Source organism: Microbulbifer sp. MLAF003 (assembly GCF_030012965.1).
GTDB lineage: Bacteria > Pseudomonadota > Gammaproteobacteria > Pseudomonadales > Cellvibrionaceae > Microbulbifer > Microbulbifer variabilis.
Genome location: NZ_CP120232.1, coordinates 3,894,820 through 3,908,673, shown reverse-complemented (window position 1 = coordinate 3,908,673; position 13,854 = coordinate 3,894,820). Strand labels below are relative to the sequence as shown.

14 protein-coding genes and 1 pseudogene are annotated in these 13,854 nt (G+C 42.8%); all 15 read left to right on the top strand.

Features of this window, described 5'->3' with window-relative positions:
* The first annotated feature begins 222 nt into the window (after window positions 1–222).
* The 15 genes and pseudogenes from rfbA to P3339_RS18530 all read left to right on the top strand — a co-directional run bounded on the left by rfbA (window position 223) and on the right by P3339_RS18530 (window position 13,773).
* On the top strand, window positions 223–1,161 hold the full coding sequence (rfbA, locus tag P3339_RS18595) for a glucose-1-phosphate thymidylyltransferase RfbA (RefSeq protein ID WP_020412102.1): 939 nt from the start codon (window positions 223–225) through the stop codon (window positions 1,159–1,161).
* A gap of 126 nt (window positions 1,162–1,287) precedes the next feature.
* A complete protein-coding gene (rfbC, locus tag P3339_RS18590; RefSeq protein WP_282951508.1) occupies window positions 1,288–1,836 on the top strand; it encodes a dTDP-4-dehydrorhamnose 3,5-epimerase in 549 nt (182 codons plus the stop codon).
* 137 nt (window positions 1,837–1,973) lie between these two features.
* Window positions 1,974–2,861 carry a dTDP-4-dehydrorhamnose reductase gene (rfbD, locus tag P3339_RS18585; protein WP_282951507.1) on the top strand — a complete coding sequence of 296 codons (888 nt, stop codon included), beginning with the start codon at window positions 1,974–1,976 and terminating at the stop codon, window positions 2,859–2,861.
* 44 nt (window positions 2,862–2,905) lie between these two features.
* Window positions 2,906–4,015: a dTDP-glucose 4,6-dehydratase gene (gene rfbB, locus P3339_RS18580; RefSeq protein WP_282951506.1), complete on the top strand. Its 1,110-nt coding sequence runs from the start codon at window positions 2,906–2,908 to the stop codon at window positions 4,013–4,015.
* A gap of 14 nt (window positions 4,016–4,029) precedes the next feature.
* The gene (locus P3339_RS18575) at window positions 4,030–5,898 is read left to right on the top strand and encodes a glycosyltransferase family 2 protein (RefSeq protein WP_282951505.1); all 1,869 of its coding nucleotides are present in this window, start codon (window positions 4,030–4,032) and stop codon (window positions 5,896–5,898) included.
* Window positions 5,899–5,908: 10 nt separating this feature from the next.
* Entirely contained in the window at window positions 5,909–7,141 is a 1,233-nt protein-coding gene (locus P3339_RS18570; RefSeq protein ID WP_282951504.1) for a glycosyltransferase family 4 protein, read from the top strand.
* A 27-nt stretch (window positions 7,142–7,168) separates the two neighbouring features.
* Window positions 7,169–8,017, top strand: a complete 849-nt coding sequence (locus P3339_RS18565; RefSeq protein ID WP_282951503.1) for a sulfotransferase family protein — start codon at window positions 7,169–7,171, stop codon at window positions 8,015–8,017.
* A 15-nt stretch (window positions 8,018–8,032) separates the two neighbouring features.
* The gene (locus P3339_RS23615) at window positions 8,033–8,236 is read left to right on the top strand and encodes a WcbI family polysaccharide biosynthesis putative acetyltransferase (RefSeq protein ID WP_353056848.1); all 204 of its coding nucleotides are present in this window, start codon (window positions 8,033–8,035) and stop codon (window positions 8,234–8,236) included.
* Between the two features lie 17 nt (window positions 8,237–8,253).
* Window positions 8,254–8,907 (top strand): annotated as a pseudogene (locus P3339_RS18560) (WcbI family polysaccharide biosynthesis putative acetyltransferase); the annotation flags it as partial.
* A 15-nt stretch (window positions 8,908–8,922) separates the two neighbouring features.
* The gene (locus P3339_RS18555; RefSeq protein WP_282951502.1) at window positions 8,923–10,062 is read left to right on the top strand and encodes a polysaccharide pyruvyl transferase family protein; all 1,140 of its coding nucleotides are present in this window, start codon (window positions 8,923–8,925) and stop codon (window positions 10,060–10,062) included.
* Between the two features lie 130 nt (window positions 10,063–10,192).
* A complete protein-coding gene (gene galU, locus P3339_RS18550; RefSeq protein ID WP_282951501.1) occupies window positions 10,193–11,128 on the top strand; it encodes a UTP--glucose-1-phosphate uridylyltransferase GalU in 936 nt (311 codons plus the stop codon).
* A complete protein-coding gene (galE, locus tag P3339_RS18545; RefSeq protein ID WP_282951500.1) occupies window positions 11,125–12,183 on the top strand; it encodes a UDP-glucose 4-epimerase GalE in 1,059 nt (352 codons plus the stop codon). The genes galU and galE overlap by 4 nt, the downstream gene beginning before the upstream one ends.
* 136 nt (window positions 12,184–12,319) lie before the next feature.
* A complete protein-coding gene (locus tag P3339_RS18540; protein ID WP_020412113.1) occupies window positions 12,320–12,880 on the top strand; it encodes a sulfotransferase in 561 nt (186 codons plus the stop codon).
* Window positions 12,881–13,021: 141 nt separating this feature from the next.
* Window positions 13,022–13,333 (top strand): glycosyltransferase family protein, encoded by a 312-nt coding sequence (locus tag P3339_RS18535; RefSeq protein WP_282951499.1) that lies wholly within the window; start codon window positions 13,022–13,024, stop codon window positions 13,331–13,333.
* Window positions 13,279–13,773, top strand: coding sequence for a glycosyltransferase family 92 protein (locus P3339_RS18530; protein WP_282951498.1), 495 nt, complete (start codon window positions 13,279–13,281; stop codon window positions 13,771–13,773). Before P3339_RS18535 ends, P3339_RS18530 begins: the two co-directional genes overlap by 55 nt.
* Window positions 13,774–13,854 lie beyond the last annotated feature (81 nt).

Genomic DNA, 13,854 nt, shown 5'->3' with positions numbered 1-13,854 from the left:
GCTCCTGTCTTTTACGGTTATGAATATAGCTTTTGGCGAGTGTAGGCACGTGTAATACCGTTTTCATTAATTGTATGTAACTATGCACGTCAAAATTATTTAAATAAATTTTGACTGATAATCGCATTCTGTCCAATTAAACAAACCGGGCAAAAACCCCTGAATTTATCTCTGAGGGGCGTTCTCGGATCATTAAAGGATGTAAATTCAAGGGTGGGCGAAATGGTTGTGAAAGGATCTTCTGATAGAAAGGGGATAATCTTAGCTGGAGGTTCAGGTACTCGCCTGTATCCCCTGACCAAAGGTGTAAGTAAGCAGCTGATGGCTGTCTATGATAAACCGATGATTTACTATCCACTGACAACCCTGATGTTGGCAGGTATCAGAGACATCTTAATTATCACTACACCAGAGGAACAGTGCCTATACCAGCGCTTGCTTGAAGATGGTGCTCAATGGGGTATCAGTATTTCTTATGCAGTGCAGCCCTCACCGGATGGTCTCGCCCAGGCCTTCTTGATTGGGAGAGAGCATGTGGGTAATCATAAAAGTGCACTTGTTTTGGGTGATAATATTTTCTATGCACAGAATTTCAGCCAGATACTTCAACATGCCAATGCTAAAGAGGCTGGAGCCACAGTATTTGGGTACCGTGTTGCGGACCCTCGTGCCTATGGGGTAGTTGAGTTTGACAGCGAAGGCTGTGCCATAAGCCTGGAGGAAAAGCCCGAACATCCAAGGTCCAACCATGCTGTTACGGGTTTGTATTTTTATGACAACCAGGTTTGTGATATTGCCCGGGAAATTAAACCTAGTGCTCGTGGTGAACTGGAAATTACCGATATTAATAAGGTCTATCTGAATGAAGGGCAACTTGACGTAGAGCGACTCGGACGAGGAAGCGCCTGGCTGGATACTGGCACCCATGACAATCTGTTGGAAGCTGCACATTTTGTTCAGACTATTGAGCGGCGTCAGGGTCAAAAAATAGCTTGCCCGGAAGAAGTTGCCTATCGTAAAGGGTTTATAAGCGCTGAAGACTTGGAAAAGCAAGCCCATCCGCTAATGAAGAGTGGTTACGGCAAATACCTGATGCAAATACTGATTGAGAGTGGAGAGAGTTCAACTCTGAATGCGCGACGATACGCACTAGGGACATAAAAAGAATTGCTTCGGGATAATTCGAGCCATAAATTTTAGTCAGCAGGCTATTGCAATATTGCCGGTTGTTCATGATGGGCCGTCAGCCGGCGCCTTCCCCTCTTACTTTGTGATTACTAATGTTGTATGAAAATCATTGAAACAAAAATCCCCGATGTAAAAATTATCGAACCCAAAGTATTTGGGGATGAGCGTGGCTTCTTTTTCGAGTCTTTTCGAGATGACGTTTTTAATAGAGAGTGCGCTGAGAGAGTCTTTGTGCAGGACAATCATAGTAAATCTTCTCTGGGGATACTGCGTGGCTTACATTATCAGACTGAGCAGACGCAGGGTAAATTAGTTAGGGTGACTCAAGGCGAGGTTTTTGATGTTGCCGTGGATCTACGCAAAGGTTCAACCACTTTTGGTATGTGGGTTGGTGTTTATCTTTCTGCAGAGAATAGAAGACAGCTCTGGGTGCCCGAAGGTTTTGCGCACGGGTTTTATGTTACTAGCGAATCTGCCGAATTTGTCTATAAATGTACGGACTATTATGCACCAAAGTATGAGCAGTCGATTGTTTGGAATGACCCGGATTTGAACATAGAATGGCCGCTCGTTGGTGATGAACAGCCACAGCTATCGCCGAAAGATCGGGATGGGAAATACTTTAAGGATGCTACCTATTTCGCCTGAAATTTAGGACTTATTTCCTTAAAAGAGTGTAATTACCCTTCTGGTTGTAATTCAGTCTCGTTGAATCGGAAACATCTTTTTTGAGCGGCAAACTGAGCTGCTTTTAGTGTATTGGTAAGCAGGCACAAGAGACACTTATGAAAATTCTAGTAACTGGGAAGAATGGGCAGCTGGCTACTGAGCTTCAGCAGCAGTGCCCCAATGAGTTTGAACTGGTGTCTCTAGCTAAAGAAGAACTGGATATTTCTGATAGAGCAGCTGTATTTTCGGCAGTCGAACATTTTTGCCCTGACGTGATTATTAATGCAGCAGCCTACACTGCAGTAGATAAGGCTGAGCAAGAGAAAGAAAAAGCTTTCTCTATAAATACGCTTGGTGCAGAAAATCTGGCTCACGCCTGTAAAGAGTTTAATTTACGTTTTCTACATGTATCAACGGATTTTGTTTTTGATGGTGAAAAATCTTCTCCCTATTTAGTATCAGATACCGTAAATCCACTTGGCGTCTATGGAAGCAGTAAAGCTGAAGGCGAGTCCGCTGTTCAGAATATAATTCCTGAAGCAATAATTTTAAGAACAGCCTGGGTCTATGCTGCCCATGGTAAAAATTTTGTTAATACGATGTTACGCCTGATGAGTGAGCGCGATGAGCTAGGAGTAGTGGCTGATCAGGTGGGAACACCGACATGGACCGGATCCATTGCACAAGCTCTATTTTGCTTGGCCGAAAGTAAAGAGGCGTATGGTATTTATCATTGTACAGATCTCGGTGTGGCCAGCTGGTATGACTTTGCAGTAGCTATCTTTGAAGAGGGAAAGGCAAGTGGCCGGATTCCCCTTGATAAGGAATTGATCATTAAAGCTATTGCAACGAAGGATTACCCGACCCTTGCAAGAAGACCCGCTTACAGCGTGTTGGATAAGAGCCGTTTAGTTGATGAGCTAGGTATGGAGTTGAGGAACTGGCGTGATTCGTTGAGATTAGCCTTATCTCATAAAGCACTTCAGCGAAATGTTGAGCAATAACCCCCTTTTAATATTTAAGAACTAAAATTAATAGTGATCTTAAGATGAAAAACTTACTGGTAACTGGCGGCGCTGGTTTTATAGGTGCCAACTTTGTGCACTACTGGATAGAAAATTATCCGCAAGATACAGTTATCGTGTTAGATGCATTAACTTATGCAGGTAATCTCAAAAGTTTGAATTCGGTAAAGGATTGTCCAAATTTCCAGTTTTACCAGGGTGACATCTGTGACACTGATCTAGTAGAAACGCTTCTCAGAGAGCATCGTATAGATACATTGGTACACTTTGCGGCGGAAAGCCATGTAGATCGCTCTATCAGTGGTCCCGATGTATTTATTCAGACCAATGTCATAGGTACTCATAGCCTACTTAAAGCGGCAAAAAAAGTTTGGCTGGAAGAGGGGGTCAATCGCGAGATACACCGTTTCCATCATGTTTCAACTGATGAAGTATACGGAACTCTCGAAGCTGAAGAACCGGCATTTAGTGAGGCTACCCCTTACGCTCCTAATAGTCCTTATTCAGCGAGTAAAGCCGCATCAGATCATCTGGTACGCGCCTACCACCACACTTACGGACTAAAAGTAACCACCAGTAATTGCTCAAACAATTATGGTCCCTACCATTTTCCGGAAAAGCTGATCCCGCTGCTGATCACCAATATCTTACAAGACAAGCCATTGCCAATTTATGGTGATGGCCAGCAAATTCGTGATTGGCTCTATGTTGAGGACCATGCTCGAGGTATCGATTTGGTAATCCGCAAAGGGGAGCTGGGCGAGTGTTACAACATTGGGGGAATTAACGAATGGACCAACATCAATATCGTAAAAATGATTTGTGAGTTGATGAATAGAGAGTTTGAAAATCAACCAATACTTGCCAACAGGTATCCGCAGGCAACTTCTGTAATAGCTGGCAAAGCCCAAGATCTTATTATTTTTGTGGAAGACAGGGCTGCTCATGATCGGCGCTACGCTATAGACCCACGGAAATCCAATAGCCAGCTGGACTATCAACCACAGGAGAGCTTTGAAACTGGCATCCGAAAAACGCTCCTTTGGTATTTAGAAAATGAGGATTGGTGGGCTTCAGTGATGGATGGCAGTTATCGACAGTGGATAGAACAGCAATACAGCACCGCTGAGTGAGGATGGATAAATCAATGGGTATTAAGATACGAAAGCGTTTCAAGGCCGCTGGATCCGTGCAGGAAAAAATGTTCTCAGAGCAGGTGCAGGTATGGGTAGACGTATGTGGAGTTATCGGTGGACGACATCTGCTGATACAAGGTTGGGCGTTCCACCCCGAATATAAATCTCTGGATTTCCGGCTTGAATATATCGGCAGTGAAGAGGACAGCAGCTCTCAGGATGTAGGTGAGCTTAATTATTATACCCTGAGAACTACTCGATTAGATGTAAACAGACATTTCAAATTCGAAGGTGATAGCTGCTGGGGTTATAGCCTCCTAGTGGAATGGCCCTATGATGTCGCTGTGGAAAACACTTTTCTGCGTATGACAGTAAGTGCTGACAGCCAGTCTAAAGAGGTAGAGCTTAAGCCATTTGTAGAGTTAACCGGTGAAACCTTATTTGGTCACTGTATGACTTGGCGTACGGGAGAGAAGGCTGAATTACTCAACTTGATGTTTGAGAGCATGGGTAAAGGGGTCTTTGAAATTCCGGGATTAAAAAAACTAGAAGAAAGCCAACTCAAGTCTCTGGTTGACTGGCACTGGGATAGTATTCTGGCAGTGCCCGGCCACGGAATATTCCTTTCTGGCTGGCTACTTGATGGTCAGCGGGATCTGGCAAGTTTAGTGCTACGTACTACTGATGGCAGCTACAGTCTCAATTTGCTCGAGGAATCTGCACGTTTTGACCGTATTGATGTCTTAGAGGCCTTTCCCGGTAGAGCTGAGCCAAACTATAAGGCAGGCTTCTTTACTTGGGTGCCTATGCCACATCTGATAGAGCGGGCCAGTCTAGAGATGCTGTTTTTTACAAAAGAGGGCGGCTTGGGCGTAGTGCCAGTTCGGCAGTCTAATGTTCGTGAAGATATCACCCAGGCCAGCCAGCAGGTGCTGGTGAATTTCAATGTAGATGGCCGGGAATACCAGAGCAATATGCGTAAATATATTGGCCCGGCACTGTCTGCGCTTTGGTCCAATCGGCGCTATCTCCTGGAAGATCCCCAAGTGGAAATATTGCAGTTCGGGCAAGAGGTGAAAGAACCCAAGCGCAGTGTGATAGTACCGCTATATGGTCGCTATGACTTCTTACTGCACCAGATAGCCCAATTTACTGAGGATACCGATTTTGCCGAGACGGAACTGATTTATGTTCTGGATGACCCCAGGCTCTATGATGCGTTTATACCTTTCTGTTATGACACGAGCATGTTGTTCCCTGTAAGCTTCAAGGTGATATACGGCGGTCGTAATTTGGGTTATGCCGGTGCTAATAATCTCGGAGTGCGCTATGCCAGCGCAGATAACTTAGTATTGCTTAATTCAGATATTATCCCTAGCTGCAGTGGTTGGATATCCAGAATCGAACAAAAAGTATCTTCGCTGAAGGATGTCGGTGTGGTTGCACCAAAGTTGGTTTTTGATGATGGCACAATCCAACATGTGGGAATGACTTTCTCCAATAGTGTCCAGTTTGGCAACTTATGGTTGAACGAACACCCAGGTAAGGGTAATCCGGAATGGTTGGTGGGCATTGATTCTGTGATGGAATCACCGGCAGTTACCGGTGCGTGTATGTTTATTAGCAAAGCGTTATATGATTCTGCGGATGGTCTGGATGAGACTTATGTACTCGGGGATTTTGAAGATTCTGATCTCTGCTTGAAATTACGCGAAGCAGGCTACCGTCACTATGTTCTTGCCGATGAAAAGCTCTACCACCTGGAGCGGATGTCACAAAATTTGTTCGAAAATAGAGACTGGAAATTTAAAATCACCCTTTATAACGCCTGGCAACATACCGAGCGCTGGGGAAGCCTGATTGAACAGCTGGTTCGTTAAGGAATTATCAATGACTGAACACAGAATACTGATTGTTTCCCACGGTCACCCGGATCACAGCAAGGGTGGTGCAGAAGTGGCCGCCTATAACCTGTTTAAGGAATACGAACGACTGGGCTTGGACACTGTTTTTTTGGCACGTACCGACCAGCCTTCCCATGGAGGATCTGCTTTCTCCACTATTAATTCGGACAAAGAGATTCTATTCCATACTCATATGTCCGATTTTTTCCTGTTCCAATCGGGTTGTAAAAAGCATGTTTGGCAGGAATTTCGTGCATTATTAAAGCGCTACAAACCGACTGTAGTACATTTTCATCACTACATTCATATGGGGTTGGAATTGATCCGTGAGGTAAGAAATACCTTACCGGATGCACGTCTTGTTGTAACACTGCACGAATATTTAGCTATCTGTGCTAATAATGGCCAAATGGTGAAGCCAGGCAAACAGATGAAGCTTTGTTATAAGTCATCTCCCACTGACTGTGCACGTTGTTTCCCCGAGCGCTCTGCAGCGGACTTCTTCCTGCGGGAGAAGTATATCAAATCCATTTTTAACTTGGTGGATATGTTCGTCTCACCCAGTCATTTTCTGATTGAGCGCTATAAAGCCTGGGGAATCCCCGAAGAAAAAATGGTAATGATCGAAAATGGCCAGCCGGAGATCGAAACGCCTGCACCTCGTCCCTTAGCAGAAGGGGAAGGGCGCGGCCGTTTCGCTTTCTTTGGTCAGATCAATCCTTTTAAAGGTGTAGATGTATTGCTGGAGGCCTTTAAACTGTTGCCCGAAGATACCCAAGAGAAGGTTCATTTGGATATTCACGGAGCTAATTTACAAGGCCAGACGGAAGAGTTTCAGGAGAAAATTCTTGGGTTGTTAGAGGATCTGGGTGATTTGGTTACCTTGCATGGCTCCTATGAGTCCCATGAAATAGGTCGCTTAATGGAGCAAGCCGACTGGGTGATTATTCCTTCGGTATGGTGGGAAAACTCACCGATGGTTATTCAGGAGGCCTTTAACCATGGCCGTCCTTTGATCGGTAGTGATATCGGCGGTATGGTTGAAAAAATTACCGATGGTGTTAGTGGCTACAATTTCCGCAGTGGAAGTAGTAACTCCCTTAAGCAGGCTATTTTGAAAGCTTATGGAGAGACGAATAGCTGGGACTTGGTTGCAAGCGATATCCCTAAACCTTTGAGCATTAGTGAATGCTCAAATATTCATCTATCAATTTATTAATATTTAGATTTAGTAATAGGCATAATTATGATTACACCAATTATGTTGCGCAGTTTTGGAAGATCAGGATCCACATTGTTAATGCAGGTCCTAGGTTCTTCAAATAATGTAGTTTTTGATAGGCATTACCCATTTGAAAAACGTCATTTAACTTATTTATGCAGATTGTCGGGATTGGTTGGTAAAGATACTGCTAATGATTCGGATTGGAACCCGGATTCTATTTTTAATAGAGAGTTGAATAAAGTTGGTCCCATACCATATTCTGAAGTAAGTATCTTCGATAGGGATGAGCTTTCTAAAGATTTTTTGAAAAGGCTTTGGAATGGATTTTCTACCCAAGTAAAGAAAACTAATTTAGGTATAATTGATAGTGATAATCCTGTGTATTATGCGGAGAAAGTCGTTCATGATATTTGCAGTGATGTAAACAATGTTATTGCCGCTAAAAACTTATTCTTGCTGAGAGATCCTAGAGATGAATTTCTTTCCATAAAAAGCTTTAATAAAAAGCGTGGCTTTAATGGGTTTGGATGGGAAGAAAGCGATACGGATGAAAGTTATGCGATAAGACTCTGTAAAATGAGAAAGAGTTTTATGAGACATGTAGCGAATATGGAGTGTGACGATAGGCGTTACTTTGTAAAGTACGAAGATTTTATGTTGTCTCCATTTGATAAGACAAATGATATCGGTGAATGGCTTGGTTTGACTCTTGATTATAATCAGGTTCTTGCTAATAGAAGCTCTGTGGATCAGCACATTACTGCACCTGAATCAGTTATTAGATGGAAAAGTGAGATGGGTTCATCACTTTGTGAGATTTTTAATGAGTATCTAGGTGAAGAGCTTAATTCATTGGGATATGAAGTTTAAGTTTAGAAATAAGAAATGAAAAAGTTTAGCGTTTATGCAAACTGTCAGAGCGTGGCACTAGCCAAAACTTTGCTTAGTGATCAGGGCTTTAGCAGCGTATATAAGTTGGTGGAGATAAAGCCTGTTCATACTTTAGAAAGTACGGATATAAATGATATCCTGAATAAAGTACGTGATCTAGATCTGTTCATTTATCAGCCTTTTGGAGGTAGGGGGTAGAGGAGCTTTCATCTGAATCGGTTGTATCGAAACTACCAGAAAATTGTATCTCTCTATCTTTTCCGCCTCTTTACTTTGATGGATACTTTCCCCAGCTGGAGATGTTGCCGGGAATTCAGTCCCCACTAAATCTAGTTCATGATTTTTTCGTTTTGAAATTCTATCTTGATGGTTATTCAGAGGCCGTATGTAAAGAGAGGCTGTTGAGTGAAAGTTTAATCGAAGAAAAGAAAGCTGTTAACTATTACGAAAGATCTATAGAGCGACTGTATAATAGAGAAAAGATTAACAATATAGATCTTCCGGTGTCTAACTTCATAAGAGCTAATTCGCGAACCTATAAACTGTTTAATCAATTCAACCACCCGAGAAAACCAGTCTTTGAGTTTTTGAAGAATAATATTCTGGATAGAGTTGGTGTGCGATCTTATTCTTCAGATTTAGATTGGGGTGGGCCAGGATATCTGGACGGAATTAGGTGTCCATCGCTTTCTTGCATGCGTAATAGTTTGAGCTTTGACTTTGAAGATGATGAAGTATATTTTGCTCAAGGGAAAATTCTGGGACTTGATGAAGTGATTAGAGGTTTTTATCAATCTTATGAAGATGTTGATAGAACCATGCTTGAAAATGCAATTTTAGAAAAAAATCTGAAGTGGTTTCTCTTTTAGAGAATTAATAGTTTTATGAATGTAGCAATATTTTCTCCTAATTTTGGAAGTATATCAGAGCCCTGGATATTATCTGCCCAAGAGATAATGAAAAAGACTGGAAATAATACAGGCAATTTAGCATATTGGTACTCTGTGCCTAGAATGTTTGATGCTAAATTTCATATTATTCAGGGAATGGCACATGCAATAGCATTGAAAGGTAAGGTTGATCTTTTTGTTTTTCCGGCTTCCAATCAGCTGAATCCAAATTCGGATATGGGGGCGATTGCTGATATCGTGGAAGAGCTAGATGTACCATGTTTAGTAATTGGCTTGGGTGCACAGTCAGAAGATGAAGCGATATTCCCAGAATTAAAAAATGGTACATTAAGATTTTTGCAATCTGTGGCAAAACGTTCTCCTGCAATATTATGCAGAGGTGAATATACTAAGCGCTTACTAAATAACCTTGGAATTTTCAATGTTGTTGTTGGTGGTTGTTCAACGGTTTTTATAAATGGGAATAAAAACTTAGGTGTGAGGCTTGAGGATAAATTTAATAGGCCCATAAGTAGATTGAATATTGCTTCCGGGCAAGTAAATCCTGCAGTGCAACAGGTTGAAAGAGATCTGCTGAATCTCTTGGAAAGCGTCAATTGTGGTAGCTATACGATACAGCACCCACCAATTCTCTTTAAAGCACTTATGAATGAAAATTTAGATGCTAGTGAAGCAACACTGACTGAAAATCTGGCACAAAGATTTCTTGGTGTAAAGGATGGGGCTGCACTTGTTACTTTCCTTCGGAAATTTTCAGTATTTCATGGTGATATAGACTCGTGGCTTACAAATCTTACTTTGCACAGCCACTCAGTTGGTACTCGGATACATGGAAACATTCTTGCCCTACAGGCTGAAACTCCAGCTGTATGTATAACAACTGATACGAGGACTCGTGAGCTTTGTAATGTATTGAAAGTTCCATCCGTTGATAGTCTAACTTTTTCTGATAGGTATAATACTAAGGAGAAGATGTTGAGTATTTTTTCTGAGTCAAATTTTTCAGGTAAAGAGTTTGATGATAATAGATTAAGGCTCGCTAATATTTATTGGGATGTTTTTAAAAGCCTTGATGTTAAAGTTTCAAAAAACTTTAAATGCTTTATAAGTTAAGAAGCCTTCTTTTAAAGGTTTTATTTTAATTTTATGGTAATCATTATAAATTTATGATTCGACTTTTTGTCTGCTGTTTACAGGCTGTTGATTTTTGTACCTTAAAGCTATGACTCTATTGAGAGCTTAAATGAAAGCAATTCTACCCGTTGCTGGTTTGGGAACCCGTATGCTGCCAGCAACAAAAGCTATTCCCAAAGAAATGCTGCCTATCGTCGATAAACCGCTTATTCAGTATGTGGTCAATGAGGCGGTTGCCGCTGGGATAAAACATATTGTGCTGGTTACCCATTCCAGTAAGAACTCTATCGAAAACCATTTCGATACCAGTTTTGAGTTGGAGGCTACCCTAGAGGCCAGGGTCAAACGACAGCTATTGGATGAGGTTCGGTCCATCTGCCCGAAAGACGTTACTATCATGCATGTACGCCAGGGTGAGGCGAAGGGGTTGGGGCATGCCATCTTATGCGCCCGACCATTGGTGGGTGATGAGGATTTTGCGGTGTTACTTCCGGACGTCATTATCGATGATGCAGCTTCTAATCTCTGCCGGGATAATTTGGCGCAAATGTTGTCGCGATTCAATCGGATTGGTGTTAGTCAGGTGATGGTTGAGCCGGTTCCGGTAGAAGAAGTGCATAAATATGGCGTGGCGGATTGTCAGGGAGCAGCGTTGTCTCCAAATGCCTCGCAGCCAATGACAGCCATTGTGGAAAAGCCTCCTGCAGCTGAAGCGCCATCGAATTTAGCAGTGGTTGGACGCTATGTATTGTCACGCAAGCTATGGCCCTTACTTGAACAGACATTACCAGGTGCCAGTAACGAAATTCAGCTTACTGATGCTATTGCAGAGTTGATGACACAGGAAACGGTTGAGGCTTATCGTATGGTCGGCAAGAGTCATGATTGTGGCTCTAAGTTGGGCTATCTAAAGGCAAATGTTGAATACGGATTGCGCCATCCAGATTTAGCAGAAGATTACCGGGCTTATTTGAATACGTTGATGCTATCTGGGGATATGGCTTCCGATAGTCAGATCCAGCTTCCAGAGGATGCTGCTGCATGATTGAGAATAGCGAAACGATGGGTAGACGGGTATTGGTTACCGGTGGCGCGGGTTACATTGGCTCTCACACCCTGGTGGCATTACAAGAGGCTGGGTTTGAGGCTGTAGTTATCGATAGCCTGTGCAATAGCTCCGAAGTAGCTTTACAAAGAGTACAGGCGATTAGCGGCAAACCGGTTCGCTTCTATCGTGGTGATATTAGAAACCGCAAACTGCTAGACCAAATTTTTACTGAGAATGTGATTCATGCCGTAATTCATTTTGCCGGACTGAAGGCAGTAGGTGAATCTTCACAGAAGCCGATCGACTACTACCAGAGTAATGTTAGTGGCAGTCTGGTATTACTGGAGGCTATGCAGGCGTTTGGAGTTAAGCAGCTGGTGTTCAGCTCTTCCGCCACTGTTTATGGTAGTGAGGCCCCTGTGCCTTATGTGGAAACTCTACAAACTGGTCGCACCAGTAACCCATATGGCACCAGTAAATGGATGGTAGAGCAGGTTTTACGGGATGCGGCCGCTGCGAACCCAGAGCTTTCTGTGGCACTCCTTCGATATTTTAATCCTGTTGGTGCGCATCCTTCTGGATTGATTGGAGAAGATCCTCAGGGAATACCTAACAACCTGCTACCTTATATCGCCCAGGTTGCAGTGGGTAAGCGCAACGAGTTATCGATATTTGGCGATGACTACCCCACACCGGATGGCACCTGTCTGCGGGATTACCTTCATGTAGTGGATTTGGCGATAGGGCACGTTCGAGCCTTGGAGTGGCTGGCAGATAAGTCAGGCGCAGAAGCATTTAACCTTGGGACCGGTCGGGGCACTTCTGTACTGGAAATAGTTCGAGCTTTTGAACGGGCTTCAGGTGTAACAGTTCCCTATCGGCTGTCACCACGTCGTGCAGGCGACCTGCCAGCTTTTTGGGCTGATGCTTCCAAGGCAAAATGTGAATTGGGGTGGGTTGCAAATCTGGGGTTGGAGCAGATGATGGCCGATACTTGGCGGTGGCAGAGTAAAAACCCCCATGGCTATGGCGCTGTTGCTACCAATAAGTAGATGAAAATGGCGCTAGCGATATTTTCTTGAAAATAGCAGAAGAAAATAGAGAATCTCGCGAACGTCTCACTATGCACTGTGTTGACAGCGTTAAGTTAGCTCGGCATTGAATAAACAAGTTTTTTAGATTTTTAGCATGAAAGTATTTCAGATTGGCTTTAATAAGTGTGGTACGACAAGCCTGAACCACTTTTTCTTGCGCAATGGCTATAAAGCTATTCACTGGGATCATGGGAACTTGGCTTTACAGATTGAGGATAACTATCTACATGGACGGCCATTGCTGAGTGGATATGAAGATTTCGATTTCTTTAGCGATATGGAGCTGGTTTCAAGTCGGTGCCTATATGCCTTCGAAAAATACTATCAGGAACTGGACCGACAGTACCCAGGTTCTCTTTTTATATTAAATACACGCCCTGTGGATAAATGGATAAAGAGTCGCCTTAATCACGGTGATGGAAGTTACTTGCGGCGTTTTGAACAAATCTACTCGTGTAACCGTGAAGGCGTTATAGATCGTTGGAAGTACGAGTGGTACAAGCATCATTCAAATGTGCTTCAGTATTTTTATGGGCGTGAGAACTTCCTTCTATTTGATATTGAAAACGATGATGGAAGCAAGATAAAAAAATTTACTGGCTGTTCAAAAATGCAGGCTTCTTTTTACAGACATGATCACCGGACCAGCTGTTAGTGTGATTGGTGCTACGACTGAGATAATGTGTGCCTGCACTTTTCTGATTGTCACTCCTGTTAGATTATACGTTATTTTAATAGTGACCACTTTCGAAACTTTTTTAGAATAGTTGACTAAAGATGGTTTTTTGGAGCGCGAATGAAGTTTGGAATCGCTGCGATTTTTAAAAATGAATATGAGTATATTCTGGAATGGATTGTCTATCACCAGTTGATAGGTGTTGATGCCTTTTATATTGCTGATAATGTCAGTGATGATGGATCCTCACAGTTATTGGAAGCACTGGACAGCCTAGGTGTGATAAAAGGGTTTATTTCCCCAGAGTTGGTACCGGTGGTCCACAGATGCCTGCTTATAATAATATGTTACATCGGTTCGGTAACGAAGTTGACCTCTTGTGTTTTATTGATGCTGATGAATTTCTTGTCAGCACAAATGGCAGTAATTTAAAGGATGTTTTATCTGGTTTTTATGCACTAGAGGATGCTGGTGCTCTGGCACTCAATTGGCGAAACTTTGGGTCGTCCGGTCATAAATTCAAGGATGAGGGCTTGGTAATTGAGCGTTTTACATATGCTTCAAAACAAGATCATGATTTCAATCGACATATCAAGACGATCTTAAAGCCCTCTATGGTAGAGAGGATGCATGTTCATGAATGTATCCTTAAATCTGGACGTTATTATTCAGGGAATCTTCAACCAACGGTCTTTGAGAATGGCAGTCCGTGTGAGCCCAAGACGAGCAAGGTTCTCTATGATGAGATAAGAGTTAATCATTATGTGGTTAAGTCCCGTCATGAGCATGTTATGAAAAAGGAGCATAAAGGCTCTGGAGCTGGCAGTGCAGAGAGAAAAAGGGTGAGGCTTACTTTAAGGCGCACGATTTAAATGATGAGAGAGATAAGGCACTGCTCTGCTATGTTGATGACGTCAAGGCAGGCGTTGCAGCCCTGAGGGATCGTATTGGTG

What these genes read in the sequence shown, in the direction of transcription:
- P3339_RS18540 (WP_020412113.1), top strand. Translation starts at nt 12,320, where the DNA reads ATGAAAGTATTTCAGATTGGCTTTAATAAGTGTGGTACGACAAGCCTG.
- galE (WP_282951500.1), top strand. Translation starts at nt 11,125, where the DNA reads ATGATTGAGAATAGCGAAACGATGGGTAGACGGGTATTGGTTACCGGT.
- P3339_RS18570 (WP_282951504.1), top strand. Translation starts at nt 5,909, where the DNA reads ATGACTGAACACAGAATACTGATTGTTTCCCACGGTCACCCGGATCAC.
- P3339_RS18565 (WP_282951503.1), top strand. Translation starts at nt 7,169, where the DNA reads ATGATTACACCAATTATGTTGCGCAGTTTTGGAAGATCAGGATCCACA.
- galU (WP_282951501.1), top strand. Translation starts at nt 10,193, where the DNA reads ATGAAAGCAATTCTACCCGTTGCTGGTTTGGGAACCCGTATGCTGCCA.
- rfbA (WP_020412102.1), top strand. Translation starts at nt 223, where the DNA reads ATGGTTGTGAAAGGATCTTCTGATAGAAAGGGGATAATCTTAGCTGGA.
- P3339_RS18575 (WP_282951505.1), top strand. Translation starts at nt 4,030, where the DNA reads ATGGGTATTAAGATACGAAAGCGTTTCAAGGCCGCTGGATCCGTGCAG.
- P3339_RS18555 (WP_282951502.1), top strand. Translation starts at nt 8,923, where the DNA reads ATGAATGTAGCAATATTTTCTCCTAATTTTGGAAGTATATCAGAGCCC.
- P3339_RS18535 (WP_282951499.1), top strand. Translation starts at nt 13,022, where the DNA reads ATGAAGTTTGGAATCGCTGCGATTTTTAAAAATGAATATGAGTATATT.
- rfbC (WP_282951508.1), top strand. Translation starts at nt 1,288, where the DNA reads ATGAAAATCATTGAAACAAAAATCCCCGATGTAAAAATTATCGAACCC.
- P3339_RS23615 (WP_353056848.1), top strand. Translation starts at nt 8,033, where the DNA reads ATGAAAAAGTTTAGCGTTTATGCAAACTGTCAGAGCGTGGCACTAGCC.
- rfbD (WP_282951507.1), top strand. Translation starts at nt 1,974, where the DNA reads ATGAAAATTCTAGTAACTGGGAAGAATGGGCAGCTGGCTACTGAGCTT.
- rfbB (WP_282951506.1), top strand. Translation starts at nt 2,906, where the DNA reads ATGAAAAACTTACTGGTAACTGGCGGCGCTGGTTTTATAGGTGCCAAC.